Source organism: Bradyrhizobium monzae (genome assembly GCF_021458635.1).
GTDB lineage: Bacteria > Pseudomonadota > Alphaproteobacteria > Rhizobiales > Xanthobacteraceae > Bradyrhizobium.
This window is the reverse complement of record NZ_JAIRDQ010000006.1, coordinates 425,627-443,462: the sequence shown is the minus strand read 5'-3', so window position 1 is coordinate 443,462 and position 17,836 is coordinate 425,627. Positions and strand designations below refer to the sequence as shown.

Genomic DNA, 17,836 nt, shown 5'->3' with positions numbered 1-17,836 from the left:
TTGCGCGAAGCTTGCGGCCAGGTTCGAAGCCGCCTTGTGTCCTAGCCGCCGAGATCGGGCAGAGCCGGCGCATCGCCGGCAGCGGATGTCTGACGCGCGGGCGCAGCCGCCTTCTTCCGCCGCCTCAGCCTGTCGAGGATCAGGTACATCGCCGGCGTCGAGTAGAGCGTGAACAGCTGGGCGACGACCAGGCCGCCCATGATGGTGATGCCGAGCGGCTGGCGGATCTCGAACCCCGGGCCGGTGCCGAAGGCGATCGGGACGGCGCTGAGGAATGCGGCGAGCATCGTCATGGTGATCGGCCGCGCCCGCAGCCGTGCCGCGAGCAGGATGGCGTCGTGGGCGTTGAGGTCGCGATGCCGCTCCGCATCGAGGGCGTAGTCGACCATCATGATGGCGTTCTTCATCACCATGCCGAGCAGCAGGATGCAGGCGATGGTGGTCACCAGCGTGAACTGCGTTCCCGTCGCCCACAGTGCGACCAGCGCGCCGAAGGCGGTCGGTGGCAGGGTCGAGAGAATGGTCAGGGGATGGACATAGCTCTCGTAGAGCATGCCGAGTGCGATGTAGATCGCGATCAGGGCCGCCGCGAACAGCGCGGCCTGCTTGACGATCGACTTGTCGGCCTCCTTGGCCTCGCCGCGGAATTCCGCCTTGATGTCATCGGGCAGCTTTGCCGCGGCTTCCTCGTTACGGATTGCCGCGAGGACGTCTCCGATCGACGTGCCGGGCTTGATGTCGAAGAAAATCGTCGCGGCCGGAAACTGGGCGCTGTGGCGGACCCACATCGCCGCGTGCGCCCGCTGCGGCCGGGTCAAGGCCGTCAGCGGCACCGCCTTGCCGCTCGCGCTCGGCACGTAGATCTGGCTCATGGAGTCGGGACCACTCGCCGCCTGCGGCTCGACCTCGAAGATCACGCGCGCATAATTGGTCGGCAAAAATAGCAGATTGACCTGACGCTGGCCGAAGGCGTCGTTGAGCGTGTTGTCGACCGCGACCGGCGTGACGCCGAGCATCGCGGCGCGCAGGCGGTCGATGGTCAGGCCCGCCTGCAAGCCGCCGGTTTCCCAGCTCGCGATGACATCGATGATCTGCGGAATGCCGCGGACGCGGCGGATCATGTTTTCCCCGGCGCGCAGCACCTGTTCTTCGTCGATGCCCCACATCGTATATTGGTAACGCGAGCCGCCGGACTGGACGCCGAGATTGAGATCCTGCAGCGGCACGAAGAAGACCCGGACGCCGTCGATGCGGTTCATGCGTTCGCGCAAGCGCGTGATGACCTGCTGGATCGACAGCTTGCGGATGTCAGGCGGCTTGAGTGCGACCAGCATCTGCCCGACGCTGAGCGCGTTGCCATTGCCCTCGCCGATATAGGACGTCAGACCGGATATCGCAGGGTCCTGCAGGATCGCCTCGCCGACGGCGCGCTGCCGGTCTTCCATGGAGAGGAACGAGATGTTCGACGGAGCCACGGTCCGGACGAACATCACGCCGGTGTCCTGGGTCGGCATGAAGCCTTTCGGCAGTTGCCAATAAAGCCAGACGCTGGTCCCCGTCAGCGCGGTGATCATCAGGACGGTGAGGAAACGGTGGCGCAGCGTCCAGTCGAGGCTGCGGGCATAAAAGGTGCGGCGGCCGGGGTCAGCTTCGGGGTTATGCAGCCGCGGCCGGCCGCGATCCAGGAGATGTCCGCACATCATCGGCGTCAGCGTCAGCGAGATCGCCGCCGAGGAGACGATGGCGACCACCAGGGTCACGCCGAACTCGCGGAAATAGCGCCCGACGACATCGGGCATGAACAGGATCGGGATCAGCGCGGCGATCAGGGCGACGGTGATGGCGATGACCGTGAAGGCCATCTGGCGGGCGCCGTTGATGGCGGCCTGCAGCGCCGGCTCGCCTTCGGACATGCGCCGGATGATGTTCTCGATCATCACGATCGCATCGTCCACGACGAAGCCGGCGGCGATGGTCAGCGCCATCAGCGACAGATTGTCCAGGCTGAAGCCGCACAGGCTCATCACGAACAGCGTCGCGGCCAGCGAGACCGGAATCGTGACGCTCGGAATCACGGTGGCCCAGAAGCGCCGGAGGAACAGCGCGATGACCAGCACGACGAGCATTGACGCGATCACCAGCGTGAGCTTGACGTCGTTCACGGCAGCCCGGATCAGCGTGGTGCGGTCATAGACCGTATGCAGCTTGATGCCCGGCGGCAGCCAGCGCTGGATTTCCGGCAGCTCGGCCTTGATGGCGTCGACGGTCTCGACGATGTTGGCGTCGGACTGCTTGTAGACGAACAGAACGATGCCGCGCTCGGTGCCGTACCAGCCGGCGAGACGGTTGTTGATGACGCTGTCGGTCACCGACGCGACGTCGCCGAGGCGGACCGGGGCGCCGTTGCGCCAGGCCAGCACGATGTCGCGATATTCGGAGGCCTGGAGCAACTGGTCGTTGGCCTCGATGGTGAGACGATGGGCGTCAACCGAGATCGCGCCCTTCGGCAGGTTCTGCGATGCGTTGACGACGGCGACGCGCGCGGCTTCCAGCGACAGGTTCATCGCGGCGAGCCGCGCCGGAGACACCTGGATGCGCACCGCGCTGCGCTCGGCGCCGCTGACGTTGATCCGCGCGACGCCCGGCAGCTGCGACAGTTTTGGCGAGATCACGCCGTCGGCAAGGCTGTAGACCTCGCCGGGGGTGAACACGTCGCTGGTCAAAGCGAGCGCGACGACCGCGGGGCCCGCCGGGTTCGCCTTCCAATAGGTCGGCGGCCACGGTCCCTTCGGCAAGTTCGGCCCCGCCGAATTGATCGCGGCCTGGACCGCGCCCGCGGCGGCATCGACATCCACGGAGAGCTCGAACTGCACCGTGATGCTGGTGCCGCCCATCGCGCTGAACGAGGTGATTTCCGTCACGCCCGGGATCAGCGCGAGCGTGGTCTCGAGCGGCTGCGACAGCGCGTTGGCGACCGTTGCCGGGCTCGCGCCGGGGAATGGTGCGTAGATTCCGATGGTGGGCCGCTCCACCGCCGGCACCGAGGCGATCGGCAGACGGAAATAGGCGACGCAACCAAGCAGGAACACGCCGATCATCAGCAGCGTCGTCGCGACCGGCCGCAGCACGAATTGTGCGGTGATGCTCACGGCGCTGGTCGCTCCGCTTGCGGCATGGCCGCCGGATCATCGGCGGATTGCCATCCGAACCGGGTGCGCAGCGAGGCGAACGCCAGATAGACCACCGGGGTCGTGTAGAGCGTGAGAACCTGCGAGACGATCAGTCCGCCGACGATGGCGATGCCGAGCGGCTGGCGCAGCTCGGAGCCGGTGCCCGAGCCGATCGCGAGCGGCAGCGCGCCGAACAGCGCCGCCATCGTCGTCATCATGATCGGGCGAAAGCGGAGAACGCAGGCCTGCCGGATGGCGTCGAACGAGGACGCGCCGTCCTCGCGCTCGGCGGCGAGCGCGAAATCCACCATCATGATGGCGTTCTTCTTGACGATGCCGATCAGCAGGATGATGCCGATCAGCGAGATCAGATTAAGATCCTGCCGGTACAGCATCAGCGCCAGCAGCGCACCGATGCCCGCCGACGGCAAGGTCGACAGGATCGTGATCGGGTGAATGTAGCTCTCATAGAGCATGCCGAGGATCAGGTAGACCGTCACGATCGCGGCGAGCAGCAGCCACTTCTCGTCCGAGAGCGAGTTGGCGAACTCGGCGGCCGTGCCGATCAGCTTGGTCGTGACCGCATCCGGCAGACCGATCTCGCGCTCGGTCCGGCGCAGGGCGTCTGTTGCCTGACTCAGCGAAACGCCTTCGGCGAGGTTGAATGAAATGGTCGTGGCGGGGAACAGGCCCTGGTGCGAGATCAGCAGCGGGGCGTGCTGCCGCTCGATCCGCGCGAAGGCCGACAGCGGCACCGGCGCGGAAGCCTTGCTGAAGGCGCCACTGAAACCGCCGGTCTGCTGATCGATGGTGCTGGCCTGCGCCGCAGCTGCGGTCAGATAGATCTTGCCCAGGATATTGGGATCGTTGCGAAGCGCAGGATCGACCTCGAGGATCACGTGATACTGGGTGAGGGGGCCGAACACGGTTGCGATCTGGCGCTGCCCGAACGCGTCATACAGCGTCTGGTCGATCGTGTTCAGGCTGACGCCGTAGCTCGCCGCGAGCTGACGGTCGATGGTGACGGACATCTGCAGGCCTTCGTCCTGGCGGTCGTCGGCGACGTCGGCGAGCTCTCCCCGCTTGCGCAGCGCCTCGACCAGGCGCCGGCTCCAGAGCCGAAGCTCGTCCTCGTCGAGATCCTGCAGCGCATATTGGTATTGCGTGCGCGCGACCCGCGATTCGATCTGCAGATCCTGCGCCGGCTGCAGATGCAGCGTGATGCCGTGAACGCCCTCGACCGCATGTTGCAGCCGCGCCATGACGGTTGCGGCGGATGACTTTCGGGCGTCGGGGCTGCCGATATCGATATAGAGCCGGCCGCTGTTCAGCGTCGTGTTGACGGATCCGATGCCGACGAAGCTGCCGACGGTGACGACATCAGGATCGCGCCCGACCACGGCCGCGAGCTGCTGCTGCCGCTCGGCCATCGCCGCAAAGGAGATATCCTGAGCCGCATCGGTGGTGCCAATCAAAAGACCCGTGTCCTGCAAGGGCAGAAATCCCTTGGGGATTGCGACGTAAAGCATCCCGGTGGCGACCAAAGTGAGCAGAGTGAAGACCAGCGTGAGGCCGCGGTGCCTCAGCACCCAGTCGAGCCCCCACAGATAGAAGCTGGCGGAGGCGTCGAAGCCGCGCTCGCTGATGCGGTACAGCCAGCCGTGCTGCGCATCCGGGTCCTCACGTTGCAAAAGCTGCGCGCACATCATCGGGGTCAGCGTCAGCGACACCAGCCCTGATATGACGACGGCAAAGGACAGCGTGATCGCGAATTCCCGGAACAGCCGGCCGACCACGCCGCCCATCAGCAGCAGCGGGATGAACACGGCGATCAGCGACACCGTCAGCGAGACGATGGTGAAGCCGATTTGTCGCGCGCCCTTCAAGGCCGCCGCGAGCGGGTCCTCGCCCTCCTCGACATAGCGCGCGATGTTCTCGATCATCACGATGGCGTCGTCGACGACGAAGCCCGAAGCAATCGTCAGCGCCATCAGCGAGAGATTGTCGAGGCTGAAGCCGCACAGCGCCATCGCTCCGAAGGTTGCGACCAGCGAGACCGGCAGCGTGACGCTCGGGATTACGGTCGCCCACAGCTTGCGCAGGAAGATGAAGATCACGAGCACGACGAGGGCGACCGTCAGCACCAGCGTGAACTGCACGTCGTGGATTGCGGCCCGGATCGTCGTGGTGCGGTCGCTGACGACCGAGATCTTCAGCGCCGCGGGGAGCGAATCCTGCAGCTTCGGCAAAATGCTCTTGATGGCATTCACGACCTCGATCGTGTTCGCGCCAGGCTGGCGCTGGATGTCGAGCAGCACGGCGCGCTCGCCCTGGAACCACGCCGCCTGCTCGGAATCCTCGACGCCGTCGATGGCGGTGCCGACATCGCGCAGCAAGACCGGCGCGCCGTTGCGATAGGCGATCACCGCATCCTGATAGGCCTCCGCGGTGAAGAGCTGGTCGTTGGTGTCGACGTGAAACGCCTGCCTGGGACCGTCGAGCGATCCCTTCGGATTGTCTGCGGTGGTGGCGGCGATGCCGCGGCGGACGTCGTCGAGCGACATGCCGAGCCCGGCAAGCCGGGTGGGATTCATCTGCAGGCGTACGGCCCGCGTTTGCCCGCCCTCGATGCTGACGGCGCCGACGCCCGGAATCTGCGACAGCTTTGGCACCAGAATGGTCGCGGCGTGATCGTTGGCCTCGTGCAGAGCCATCGTCCTGGAGGTCAGCGCCAGGATCAGCACCGGCGTATCGGCCGGATTGACCATGCGATAGGTCGGCGGGCTCGGCAGCTGCTCGACCGGAATCCAGCCCGCGGCGGCATTGATCCGCGCCTGCACGTCCTGCGCGGCGGCGTCGATCTTGCGCGACAGGTCGAACTGCAGCGTGATCTGGCTGTAGCCATAGGAGCTGGTCGAGCTCATGTCCGTCAGCCCCGAGATCGTGCCGAAATAATGCTCCAGCGGCGCGGTGATCGAGGTTGCGACGACGGTGGCCGAGGCGCCAGGATAGCGCGTCACCACCTGGATGGTGGGAAAGTCGACATTCGGCAGCGGCGCGATCGGGAGCTCACGGTAGCCGAGCATGCCCAGCAGCACGACCGCGACGATCATCAGCGTCGTCGCGATCGGCCGGAGGATGAAGGGCGCGGACATGGCGGGCCTCAGTCAACGCGTAGCTCGGCGGGGCGTGGCTGAATGGTGGGCTGCGCCTTCGCGGCCGGCGACGCGCCCTCGATGGTGATGCGGGCGCCGTTCTCGAGCCGGTAATAGCCGTCGGTGACGACGCGCTCGCCTTTGGCCAGCCCCTTGTCGATCAGCGCGCGTCCATCGAAAATCTGCCCGACGGTGACGGGGCGGAAGGCCGCCGTATCGTCCGCCTTTGCGACCCAGACGAAATCGCCCCGCGGCCCGTGCCGCACGGCGATCGCGGGCGCGGTGATCGCGTTCTTGCGCGTGTCCACCGTGATCCGCCCGTTGGCAAAATTGCCGGGCCAGAGTTTCAGCGCCTTGTTGGGAAAGGTCGCCTTCAGCTTGATCGTGCCGCTGGCCTGATCGACCTGGTTGTCGACCAGCGTGATCGTGCCCTTGTCCAGTTCGATCGTGTTGTCGGCCGTGAGCGCGACCACCGGTGCATCGGCCTGGCCGAGGCTGAGCCGGGTCTGGCCGACCGCGACCGCCGCAAGCGTGAAGATCACCGAGATCGGCTGCAATTGCGTGACGGTGACGATGGTCGTCGGCGACACCGCGCGGACGTAATTGCCCTGGTCGACCTGGCGGATGCCGAGCCGTCCGCTGATCGGCGCGCGGACGTTGGTGAAGCCGAGCTGCGTGCGCGCGTATTCGATCTGGGCCTCGTCGTTCCTGACCTGCGCCTTGTACTGCTCGACCAGCGCGTGCTGCTGGTCCACGACCTGCCGGGAGATCGCGGCGGCCTTCTGGATCAGCGAATCGTAGCGCTCCATGTCGATCTGCGCACCGTCGAGCAGCGCCTGATCCTTCTGCCTCACCGCGATCTGCTGGTCGAGCTGGGCCTGGAACGGGCGCGGATCGATCACGGCGAGGATGTCGCCCTGTTTGACGTCCTGCCCTTCCTGGAAAAGGATCTGGACGATCTCGCCATCGACCCGGCTCTGCAAATTGACGGTGTTGTAGGCCTGGATGGTGCCGATGCCCGTCAGATAGATCGGGACGTCCTCCGCCTTCGCGGCGGCGACTTTGACGGCGACCGGCGGTCTCGGCGGAGGTGCGGCGGTCGCACCGTGCTCCGCCTCCGCCGCCTGCATGAAGGGCAGCGCGAACGGAAACTTGATGTCCTTGATGTCATTCCTGAAATAATAGGCAGCGTAGCCCGCGGGCAACACGACCAGCGCGGTGATTAGGAGTTTGGCTGCGCGTTTCACGTTCAAACCCGTCATCGCTATATGCTACTACTCGTAACATTAGCACGCGTAGCACAATGAGATCAACGGCGCTGGCGCCGATGAACGTCTGTCTTGCGGTGGATTTTGCCGGAGGCCGGCCGGTATAACCCTAGACGACCTCGACGGTCGCCGCGTCGAACTGGGTGCCGGCGGCGCGGTGGCGTGCGAGCACCTCGCCCGAAAGCTCCGCGACCTCGTTCTGCGCGGTGCTATCCAGCATCGCATGGACGCGCTGGCTTGATGCCGCCAGCACCGCCGGATCGAGCTTGCCCTGGTCGACGCCGTTGATGATCGACTGGGCGAGGAAGCGGGCGCGCTCGGTGTCGGTCAGGTGCGAGCAGATCATCAGCATGTCGTTGCCGGCGGCCATGAAGCGTGCACCGGAATCCGGCGCGTCGAGCCGGCCTGCCATCGCGCGCATGCCGACGTCATCGGACACGATCACGCCATCGAACTTCATCGCCTCGCGCAACAGCCCCTGCGTGATCGGCCGCGACAACGTCACGGGATCGTTGGCGTCAAGCTTCCGGTACAGGATGTGAGAGGTCATCATCATCCCGATGCCATCAGCGATCGCCGCGGCAAACGGCCTCAGCTCGCGCGCCTTGATCTGCTCGAGGTCGAGATCGAGCACCGGTAATTCGTGATGCGAATCCACCTGCGTGTCGCCATGCCCCGGAAAATGCTTGCCGCAGGCCCGCACGCCGCGACGTTCCATCGCCTTGGTGAACGGCAGCATGGACTTGATGACATCGTCGGCGGTGCGGCCGAGGGCACGCTCGCCGATCACGGGGTTGGCGGGATTGGAGTGAATGTCGAGCACCGGCGCGAAGTTGAGATTGCAGCCGAGCGAAGCCAGCTCGACGCCCATGGCGTCGCCGACCTGCTCAGACGTGCCGGCCCAGCGCGCCGCATAGGAGAAGCGCGTGATCGGCGCCGGCGTGCGGCACACGCGTCCGCCTTCGTGATCGATGGCGATGAATTGCTTGTCGCGCTGCGAGGCGTCGCGGATCGCCGCGATCAGGTCGCGGTGGACCGACAGCCAGTCCCGATAGGGCAGGTCATGACGGAAATTGCTCTTGTAGAGGATGATTCCAGCCGGCCTGAGATCCCGCAGCAGCGCACGGTCGCGGTCTTCGAGGACGCTGGTCGGCTTCAGGCCAATGAAGAAATGGTCACCGACCGTTGAAAGGAGGGAATCGCTCATCCGCCGTGGCCGCCACCAATCGTTTGGTTGATTGAGATGGAGCTGGACGCAACGCGAACTCTCAGCCCCTGCGCGAGCTTTCACGGGGCCCGCTTCGTCGTCTCAATATTTCAAATTTCCTCAACGGAATCAATCTTCAAATCGGCCCGCCGGCGCAGTGCGCCGACGAGCGGGTCGTGACCAATCGATCGCCATCCTCACGCCGCAGCAAGCGCCGGCTGCTTCGGCTGCCGGCCGATCATCAGCGACAGCACGGCGGCGACGATGCCGGTTGCGCCCGCGATCATGAAGGCTTGCAGATAATCGCCCTGCGACGAGCGCATGAAGCCGGCGAAGAAGGCGGCGCAGGCCGCCCCTAATTGATGGCCGGCGACCACCCAGCCGAAGATCAGCGGCGCGTTCTTGTCGCCGAAGGCTTCGTTGGCGATGCGCACGGTCGGCGGCACGGTCGCGATCCAGTCAAGCCCGTAGAACACCGCGAACACCGACAGGCTGACAAGGGAGAAATCGGAGTAGGGCAGGTAGATCAGCGACAGCCCGCGCAGGCCGTAATAGAAGAACAACAGCTTGCGCGGATCGAAACGGTCGGTGAGCCAGCCCGACAGCGTGGTGCCGAACAGGTCGAAGAAGCCCATCAGCGCCAGCAGGCTTGCGGCCTGCACTTCGAAGATGCCGTGGTCGCCGCAGAACGCGATCAGGTGGGTGCCGACGAGGCCGTTGGTGGTGAAGCCGCAGATGAAGAAGGTCGCGAACAGGAACCAGAAGGTCGGCACCTTGGTCGCGCGCACGAGATTGCTGATCGCAGCGACGAACGGATTGCCTTGAGCGGGCGCCGCCGGTTGATCGTCATGCGCGCTGCCATAGGAACGCAGGCCGATCGACGCCGGCCGCTCGGGCACCAGAAAATACACCAGCGGAATCAGCGCCGCGCAGCACGCGGCGACCGTCAGCACCACGGGCCTCCAGCCGCCCCATTCGACCAGGCTCGCGAGGCCCGGCATGAAGATGAGCGTGCCGGTGGCGGTGCTCGCCGTGAGCAATCCCATCACCAGGCCGCGATTGGTGGTGAACCAGCGATTGACGATGGTGGCGCCGAGCACGTTGGCGACCGCGCCCGAACCGATGCCGGACAGCAGTCCCCAGGTCATGAACAATTGCCACGGCGCCGTCATGAAATAGCTCGCAGCCGTCGAGACCGACATCAGCGCCAGCGCGCCCAGCATGGTACGGCGGATGCCGAAGCGCTGCATCACGGCGGCAGCGAACGGACCTGCGAGCCCATAAAGGAAGATGCCGATCGCGGCCGAGGACGAGATCACGCTGACGTCCCAGCCGAACGTCTTCTGTAAAGGCAGCATCAGCACGCCCGGCGTCGCGCGCAGGCCGGCCGAGGCCAGCAGCGCCATGAAGATCACGGCGACGACCACGAAGGCATATTTCTGGCCGAATGGCCGCCGGGAGACGGACGAGGATTGAAAGGAGGAAGGGGGCATGTTACTTACCGGTACGTATTGCGATGCGATACTAATACGTACCGGTCAGTAACATTGTCAAGCCCATGCCCAAACTCAAGTCGCAGCTCGGACGAAGCCAGATGCCGAAAAAAGCCGAAAAGCCCGCAGACGCGCCGCTCCGCGCCGCCGACCGGATCCGCGCGTCCGCCAGCGAGTTGTTTTACCGCGAGGGCATCCGCGCCGTCGGCGTCGACGAGGTGGTGGACCGGGCTGGTGTGACGAAACCCAGCCTCTATCGCAGCTTTGCCTCCAAGGACGATCTCGCCGCCGCTTATTTGCGCGACTACGATCTGGGCTTCTGGGAAAATTTCGAGCGCCCCGGCGGCAAGTCCTACAGCAAGGCGCGCGATCATGTGCTCGCCTATATCGGCGAGCTCGCCTCGCGTGCGGTCGCCAAGGGCTATCGCGGCTGCGGGCTGAGCAACGCCGCGGTGGAATATCCCTCGCGCGACAATCCGGCGCGCCAGGTCGCCGAAGCGCACAAGAAGGTCTTCCGCAAGCGCCTGCGCGAGCTCGCGGCCGCCATGGGCGCGCGTCAGCCGAACGTGCTCGGCGATGCGCTCTTGCTGCTGATCGAGGGCGTCTACGTCACCGGCCAGCAATCGGAAGACGGCCCGGCGCAATCGGCGCTTGCGGCCGCGAAGCTGCTGATCGATGCGAGCGTGAAGGCGGGGTGAGGGCGACCTGGACGGCGCCCGCTTTTGACGAATAAGTCGCCAGATCGGCGCTATTTGAGATTTGGTGCTGCTTCCCGCAAGCTGTTCGCCGCATGCGCGGCTTCCGGCGATGGTGCTGCCCGCTCGATCTGTCTTGCGGCGCGCTCCGCAAGGATCAACCCGACCAATGATGACACGATGACGAGGACGATGGTGGCGTTCAGCATCGGCTGGTCGATCAGGCGCTCGCCGGCAGCATTCTTCGACCCATAGGCAACGAGCGCGACCGCCAGCGTTGCCGCGACCTGCGGTAGGGTCAGCGCGAACATCAGGTTTCGTTCAGGCCTCCCATAGCCGAACAAGTGTGCGGTGGTGGCTGCCGCAAGCCACTTGCCGCCGAACAGCGCTGCCAGCACACCGAGCACGAGCCACGGTTGGTCCCTCACGGTCGCGAAGAAGATCTTGAAATCGACCAGGAAGCCGGCGGCAATGAAAAAGACGGGAATGAACAAAGCCTGGCTCATGATCTCGAGGGAGTCATCGCCCTTGATCTCGCCGAACGCGCGCTTCAGGCTGACGCCCGCAAGAAAGGCGCCGATGATGCCTTCCATGCCGATCCATTCCGCGACCTGCGCGGCAATGGCCATCACCAGCAGCATGATCAGCGCGCTCGAGACCCGGCTTGTCCCGAACACGGTCAAGAGGCGCTTGACCAGCCAACTCAATCCGATCAGCACGCCGGGCACGTAGATCGCCAGCCAGAAGAGCGTGACCAGAACCCCGGCAGGGTCAAAGCCGCGGAGGTGGATTGGCACGCAAAGCGCCAGCACGAGAATCGACAGCATGTCGGTGAACAGCGTCGCTCCGACCGTTACGACAGTGGCCTCCTGATCGAGCAGACCCTTCTCCTTGACGATGGGCAGCCCGAGCAAGGTGTGGGACGCAAGGATCGCGCCGATGACCGCACACGAATTCGCGGAGTAACCGACCGTCGCGCCCACGCCGATTGCGAGCGCAAAGGGCCACGCGAACGTGAGCAGGCCGAATGTCGCGGCCTTGCGCCGGGCCTCGTTGAACTTGGCAATGTTGACCTCGAATCCGGCGAAGAACATCAGCAGGAGCTTGCCGAGCTCTGCGAAGAAGGTGACGACCTTGCCCTCGGGGTTGAGGACAGAAAGGACGCTCGGACCGAGGATGATGCCCGCCAGGATGTATCCGACCGGGCGGGGAAGGTGCAGGCGCTGCATCAGGCTTGGAAGCACCAGTGTCAGCATCAATGTCAGCGAGAATGAAGTAAGAATCGGCAGGTGCGAAAAGAACTCCAAGCGGGCCCCCATCCGCGAGAGTGAATCGGCTGCGCTTTGGCGCAAATGCACGATAATGGAGTTTTGCGGCGAGTGGAACCTTCAGGCAGAGCGTCAGCGCTTCTGTCCCATTCGTTGCTGGCGAGCGACAGGTCGCGACCAACTGCCGCAACGCCCCCCATCGCCACAATCGCGGCAATTTCGAATGGGATTGCTCTGAAAGTGATTTGCGATCTCAGATTGAACTAAACTCTATCGATTTTTGCGCCAGAACGGCTTGACTGCTTTCGTTTTGTCAGAATTGACGGCAGGCACGTTCAGGGAGTGGCGCAATGAGCAGTGCGGTCCATCGGACTTCGCAAGCCTTGTCTCCAGAGGAGGTGGAACCCGCGAGAGATCATGTTTGCTCGGCCCCGCCTCTAGCGGAAAGCAAATCAGGTTACTGGCGGCGTACCCTCCGGCGGGCGATTTCGGTCATTCCAGGAAAAGCTTGTCTCGCTGTGTGCGCCGGCCTCATCGCTGGCTCTTTGGTCGATGCCGCCGCCGCGCAAACCTGCACGGTGGCGCCGGACTCCACCGTCTCAGCCACAAGTGGAACCTGCTCGATCGCCCCGAATACGACCTTGACCGGCACGCCCGGCGTTCATGCCAGTACGAACGCAGAGATCACCACCAACAACGTCACCATCAATCCCAACAATGGCGGCAGCATCGGCGGTTTGGCCGACACGGCCGGCACCATCATCTTCAGTTCCGGATCGAGCATCAACGGCAACTGGAGCACCGCTGCCTCGGCGCAAAGCGGCGGCCAGATCATCTTTCAGTCAGGATCCGCCATCAACCCAGCCTTCGGTGGCGGAGGAACTGCATTGCTTGCCGATGGAACGGGCAGCCTGATCAGTGCGACGGGTCTCACGGTCAATCTCAACGGCGCCGGCAACAACGTGGCCGGGCGAGCAACGAATGGCGCCACCATTAACCTGCTGAATGATTCTATTACTTATGCAGTTGGTGGTGGCGGCAATACGGGTCTGTGGGCCACCGGATCCGGCAGCCAGATAACGTCGACCGCTACGACGATCTCGATGCCGGGCGGCGGCGGTAATGACGTCGGTGCGAAGGCGGATGGAGGCGGTGCCGTCACGCTTGTCGGGGGAAGTGTGGCCGTTGAGGGCAACGGCGGCGGGGAAACCGGTCTGTTGGCACAATCCGCCGGAAGCACGGTCAAGGCGACCGGAGTCGCGGTCACGGTCGCCGGCGGCGGCGGAGATGTTGGCGCCAAGGCGCTCGACGGCGGCGCAGTCACGTTGAATGGGGGAAGCGTCGCTGCGACGGGCAGCGGCGGCGGTGAAATCGGGCTGCAAGCGAGCGGCGCCGGAAGCACGCTCGCGGCGACGGGCGTGACTGTCACCGTTCCGAACAGCATCGGCGGCCGCGGGGTGCAGGCAGACAATTCCGGCAGCGTCACGCTCACTGCCGGCACAACGGTCACCACGTCCGGCGCAGGCACGCACGCGGCCGGAGTGACGAGCGGCGGCACGCTGAGCATGACCGGTGGCACGCTGACCGCCAACGGCTGGCTCCAATGCGCTCAATGTGAGTGGCGGCACCGCGACACTCAGCGGCGTGACCATGACCAGCCCGAACGGGGCTTCGATCGCCGCGCCCGGCGATACCAGCAATGTGAACCTGACCGGCGTGACGGCGGTCGTGAACAACGGTCAATGGCTGAACGTCAGCGGCGGCTCCACGCTCAACCTTGTCGCAGACAGTTCGACGCTGCGGGGTGTTGCCCTCACCGACGCCGGCAGTACCTCCAATGTCACGTTGCAAAACAATTCGCTCTGGACCATGACGGGTAACTCGAACGTCACCAATTTGACCAATGCTTCGAGTCTGATCCAGTTCACGCCGCCTGCCGGTGATCCGACACAGCTGTCGAACTACAAGACCCTGACGGTTGTGAACTATGTGGGCCAGGGCGGCACGCTCGGGCTCAACACGTTTCTCGGGACCGACGGCTCGCCCTCGGACAGGCTGGTCATCAATGGCGGCACGGCGACCGGCAACTCCTTCTTGAGGATTGCCAATACCACCGGCGCCGGCGCGCTCACGACCGGCAACGGAATCCTCGTGGTCGACGCGCTCAATGGTGCGACGACGGCGACCGGTGCCTTCAGTCTGTCCCGGCCGGTCCTGGCAGGCCCTTACCGGTACAGTTTGTTCCGTTCGAGTGTTGATGCCAGTAACCCTGAAGCCTGGTATCTGCGCTCAAATATCGACTGCCTCCGTCACCCAGACCTGCCCGGCTGTCGCGGTGGCGGTGGCGGCGTCTTTTGTGCCAATCATCCTGCGGCGGCCATCTGTGGCGGAGGAGGCGGTGGTGGCGGTGGCGGTGGTGGCGGAGGCGGCGGCGGCGGCGACATCCCCGACTACAGACCGGAGACCTCGTTCGATGCGGTAATCCCGGCGATGGCGCTTCTGTACGGACGCAACCTGCTCGACACGCTGCATGAGCGCGTGGGTGAGGAGGAGGACGAACGCTTCCGCGCAAATCCCGAGAATGCGAAGGTCGGCTGGGCCCGCATGATCGGTGTCAACGGCGTGCAGCAGGGCGACAGTTTCGGTGTGCTGGGTGGTTCGGCGGGCCCGCACTTCGCGTATGATTTCCTGGCCTTGCAGGGCGGCATGGACGTCTATCGCCACGACAGTCCCGACGGCTCGCGCGATCAGGCCGGCGCTTATTTCGCGATCGGCACGGCGCAGGGGCGGGTCACCCATGTCGACGGCACGCCGGGCGAAAGCAACTTCAATGCCTACACGCTCGGCGGCTACTGGACACATTTCGGTCCGACTGGATGGTATGTCGACTCGGTCCTTCAAGGCACATTCTACGATATCAATAGCCCCGGCAGTGGCGAGCTTCCGGCGCTCAAGACCGGCGGCCAGGGCGCTGCCGCCTCCGTCGAAGGCGGCTACCCCTTCAAGCTCGGAGGCGGATACTTCATCGAACCGCAGGCGCAGCTCGTCTATCAGAACATCCACATCAATAGTGCCAGCGATACGGCTGCGCTCATCAGCTTCAGCAAGGTGGATTCGCTGGCCGCGCGGATCGGCGCCCGGTTCGGTAGGACCTGGGCGATTGACAACAGCTCGCAGACGATCACCGCGTGGATTCGTCCCAATTTGTGGAACGAATTCCTCGGCAACCCGACAACCTTCTTCTCTTCGGAGACCGGCCCCGTTCCGTTTCACGCCAGCCTGGGTGGCTTGTGGGGAGAGATCAACGCCGGCGTGAGCGGCCAGGTGAACGCGACCACGACGCTCTACGCAAACGCGTCCTACCAGAGCCGGTTCGATGGCGGCGGCTTTGCCTATACCGGCAAGGCCGGATTCCGGATCAATTGGTGAGTTGATCGCGAACCATGCGCGCCGGTGTTGGCATCCGGCAACCCGGCAGCTCATTGAGAGATGTCACCGCCACCCCAGCGCCGGCGCCACGTGCTTCAGGATCGCCTCGATCGCATGGGCGCAATAGTCGACGCCGAGCTGGTTCGGGATCGTCAGCAGCAGCGTGTCGGCCTCGGCGATCGCCTCGTCCTGCCTGAGCTGCTTGATCAGCGCCTCCGGCTCGGCGGCATAGGAGCGGCCGAAGATCGCCCGCGTCTGCGGATCGATGAAGCCGATCTGGTCCTCGCCGCCGCGCTCGCCGCCGAAATAGGCGCGGTCGCGATCGTCCATCAGCGCGAAAATGCTGCGGCTGACGGAGACGCGGGACTCGCGGCCGTGGCCGGCTTCCTTCCACGCGGCGCGATAGGCGCGGATCTGGGCGGCCTGCTGCACGTGAAAAGCTTCGCCGGTCTCGTCGTTCTTCAGCGTCGAGCTCTGCAAATTCATGCCGAGCTTGGCGGCCCAGATGGCGGTCGCGTTCGAGCCGGCGCCCCACCAGATGCGTTCGCGCAAGCCTTCCGAATGCGGCTCGAGGCGCAGCAGCCCCGGCGGGTTCGGAAACATCGGCTGCGGATTGGGCTCTGCAAAACCCTGGCCGCGCAAAATGTCCAGGAAGACTTCGGTGTGACGGCGGCCCATGTCGGCATCGCTCTGGCCCTCGGCCGGTCGATAGCCAAAATAGCGCCAGCCGTCGATCACCTGCTCGGGCGAGCCGCGGCTGATGCCGAGCTGAAGCCTCCCGCCGGCGATGAGGTCGGCTGAGCCTGCGTCCTCCGCCATGTAGAGCGGGTTCTCGTAGCGCATGTCGATCACGGCCGTGCCGATCTCGATCTTGCTCGTCCTGGCACCGACCGCGGCCAGCAAGGGAAAGGGCGAAGCGAGCTGACGCGCGAAATGGTGGACACGGTAATACGCGCCGTCGAGGCCGAGCTGTTCCGCCGCCACGGCCAGTTCGATCGACTGCAGCAGCGTGTCGCCGGCCGAGCGGGTCTGCGATTGCGGCGAGGGCGTCCAGTGTCCGAAGGACAGAAATCCGATCTTTTTCATGGGCGTCATTTAATGATGGCAGGGGCGGCGTCAACCGCCAGTTCCGGCGGCGTCGGTATGCGACGGGGCGGGCACGAAATGCCCGGCGCGCGCGACCAGGAGATCGAGAAAGCTTCGTGCACGCAGCGACATCCAGTGCGTCTCCGGATAGACCGCATGCAGCGGCAGTGCGGCGATGGCGTAGTCGGGAAGCACATGCTCGAGCTCGCCGCGGCGAAGACCGTCCGCCGCATTCCAGTCGGGCAGGATGGCGATGCCGAGATGCTGCATCGTCGCCTCCTGCATCGCGTCGGCATCGTCGACGTGAATGGGTCCGTTGATCGACGCGACGTGACGGCCGTGCTCGGATTCGAAGGCCCATTGGTGCGAAGGCGACATCCGCGAATAGACGATGCACTGATGTGAGCTGAGATCGTCGGGCGTCCGCGGCAGCGGCCGGCCATGCAGATAGGTGGGTGTCGCGACCAGATAGCGCTGCACGGTGCCGAGCCGGCGCGCGACCAGCGTGCTTGCTTCGAGATTTCCAATTCGCAGCGCGAGCTCGATGCCTTCTTCCACCAGATTGACGAACCGCTCGCTGAAGCGGATGTCGACCCGCACCTCCGGATGGTGCCGCACATATTCGGCGATCACGGGCATCAGGTAGCGCCGTCCGAACGACGAGGGCACGCCGATCCGCAGCGTGCCGGTGGGGCGGGGCGCTGCCTGCTCGACGCTCGACCGCGCCATGTCGAAGCTGTCGAGGATCTGCCGCGCAAGGTCGTAGATGCGGTGCGCCTCGGCCGTCGGCTTCAGCGTCCGCGTCGTGCGCGAAAACAGCTGCGTGCCGAACTCGCGCTCCAGCATCGCGATGCGCTTGCTGATGGCCGGTTGGCCGATGCCGAGCTCCTTGGCCGCAGCCGAGAAGCTGCCACCCTCGAGGGTGCGAACGAAAGCGCGCAGGCAATCGATCCGGTCCATCATTCATTCCGATTTGGAATAAATTATATCCCATTTATTCCGTGGTGCGCAACACGGCAGGCCGTTAGGCTTCCTCAAAACAAGCAGTCACGAGCAAGGAAACGG

The 17,836-nt window shown here is 64.9% G+C and carries 11 protein-coding genes; 3 read left to right on the top strand and 8 right to left on the bottom strand.

Annotated elements, in window-relative coordinates:
• Positions 1-41: 41 nt before the first annotated feature.
• The 5 genes from K3F49_RS23940 to K3F49_RS23920 form a co-directional block, all read right to left on the bottom strand.
• Positions 42-3,149, bottom strand: a complete 3,108-nt coding sequence (locus tag K3F49_RS23940; protein ID WP_234683398.1) for an efflux RND transporter permease subunit — start codon at positions 3,147-3,149, stop codon at positions 42-44.
• Complete coding sequence (locus tag K3F49_RS23935) at positions 3,146-6,325, bottom strand: efflux RND transporter permease subunit (protein WP_234683397.1); 3,180 nt, start codon at positions 6,323-6,325, stop codon at positions 3,146-3,148. Before K3F49_RS23935 ends, K3F49_RS23940 begins: the two co-directional genes overlap by 4 nt.
• A gap of 8 nt (positions 6,326-6,333) precedes the next feature.
• A complete protein-coding gene (locus K3F49_RS23930; RefSeq protein ID WP_234683396.1) occupies positions 6,334-7,587 on the bottom strand; it encodes an efflux RND transporter periplasmic adaptor subunit in 1,254 nt (417 codons plus the stop codon).
• A 115-nt stretch (positions 7,588-7,702) separates the two neighbouring features.
• A complete protein-coding gene (locus tag K3F49_RS23925; RefSeq protein ID WP_234683395.1) occupies positions 7,703-8,800 on the bottom strand; it encodes a glycoside hydrolase family 3 N-terminal domain-containing protein in 1,098 nt (365 codons plus the stop codon).
• A gap of 197 nt (positions 8,801-8,997) precedes the next feature.
• Positions 8,998-10,293 (bottom strand): MFS transporter, encoded by a 1,296-nt coding sequence (locus K3F49_RS23920; RefSeq protein ID WP_234683394.1) that lies wholly within the window; start codon positions 10,291-10,293, stop codon positions 8,998-9,000.
• Between the two features lie 101 nt (positions 10,294-10,394).
• Here K3F49_RS23920 and K3F49_RS23915 point away from each other — a divergent pair, with 101 nt between their 5' ends.
• A complete protein-coding gene (locus K3F49_RS23915; protein ID WP_234683393.1) occupies positions 10,395-10,991 on the top strand; it encodes a TetR/AcrR family transcriptional regulator in 597 nt (198 codons plus the stop codon).
• Between the two features lie 50 nt (positions 10,992-11,041).
• Here K3F49_RS23915 and K3F49_RS23910 read toward each other — a convergent pair whose 3' ends face one another.
• Positions 11,042-12,295 carry a cation:proton antiporter gene (locus K3F49_RS23910; RefSeq protein WP_234683392.1) on the bottom strand — a complete coding sequence of 418 codons (1,254 nt, stop codon included), beginning with the start codon at positions 12,293-12,295 and terminating at the stop codon, positions 11,042-11,044.
• Between the two features lie 506 nt (positions 12,296-12,801).
• On the opposite strand from K3F49_RS23910, the gene K3F49_RS23905 reads away from it, so the two are divergent.
• Positions 12,802-14,136 carry a hypothetical protein gene (locus K3F49_RS23905; RefSeq protein WP_234683391.1) on the top strand — a complete coding sequence of 445 codons (1,335 nt, stop codon included), beginning with the start codon at positions 12,802-12,804 and terminating at the stop codon, positions 14,134-14,136.
• The gene (locus tag K3F49_RS23900; protein ID WP_234683473.1) at positions 14,126-15,685 is read left to right on the top strand and encodes an autotransporter family protein; all 1,560 of its coding nucleotides are present in this window, start codon (positions 14,126-14,128) and stop codon (positions 15,683-15,685) included. The genes K3F49_RS23905 and K3F49_RS23900 overlap by 11 nt, the downstream gene beginning before the upstream one ends.
• A 63-nt stretch (positions 15,686-15,748) precedes the next feature.
• On the opposite strand, the gene K3F49_RS23895 is transcribed toward K3F49_RS23900, so the two are convergent.
• Together K3F49_RS23895 and K3F49_RS23890 are read right to left on the bottom strand one after the other, a co-directional pair.
• The gene (locus K3F49_RS23895) at positions 15,749-16,771 is read right to left on the bottom strand and encodes an LLM class flavin-dependent oxidoreductase (RefSeq protein ID WP_234683390.1); all 1,023 of its coding nucleotides are present in this window, start codon (positions 16,769-16,771) and stop codon (positions 15,749-15,751) included.
• A 30-nt stretch (positions 16,772-16,801) separates the two neighbouring features.
• Positions 16,802-17,731 (bottom strand): LysR family transcriptional regulator, encoded by a 930-nt coding sequence (locus tag K3F49_RS23890; RefSeq protein WP_234683389.1) that lies wholly within the window; start codon positions 17,729-17,731, stop codon positions 16,802-16,804.
• Positions 17,732-17,836 lie beyond the last annotated feature (105 nt).

Coding starts and splice junctions, on each gene's coding strand:
- K3F49_RS23935 (WP_234683397.1), bottom strand. CDS start 6,325: ATGTCCGCGCCCTTCATCCTCCGGCCGATCGCGACGACGCTGATGATC.
- K3F49_RS23930 (WP_234683396.1), bottom strand. CDS start 7,587: ATGACGGGTTTGAACGTGAAACGCGCAGCCAAACTCCTAATCACCGCG.
- K3F49_RS23925 (WP_234683395.1), bottom strand. CDS start 8,800: ATGAGCGATTCCCTCCTTTCAACGGTCGGTGACCATTTCTTCATTGGC.
- K3F49_RS23920 (WP_234683394.1), bottom strand. CDS start 10,293: ATGCCCCCTTCCTCCTTTCAATCCTCGTCCGTCTCCCGGCGGCCATTC.
- K3F49_RS23915 (WP_234683393.1), top strand. CDS start 10,395: ATGCCGAAAAAAGCCGAAAAGCCCGCAGACGCGCCGCTCCGCGCCGCC.
- K3F49_RS23900 (WP_234683473.1), top strand. CDS start 14,126: ATGACGGGTAACTCGAACGTCACCAATTTGACCAATGCTTCGAGTCTG.
- K3F49_RS23895 (WP_234683390.1), bottom strand. CDS start 16,771: ATGAAAAAGATCGGATTTCTGTCCTTCGGACACTGGACGCCCTCGCCG.
- K3F49_RS23890 (WP_234683389.1), bottom strand. CDS start 17,731: ATGGACCGGATCGATTGCCTGCGCGCTTTCGTTCGCACCCTCGAGGGT.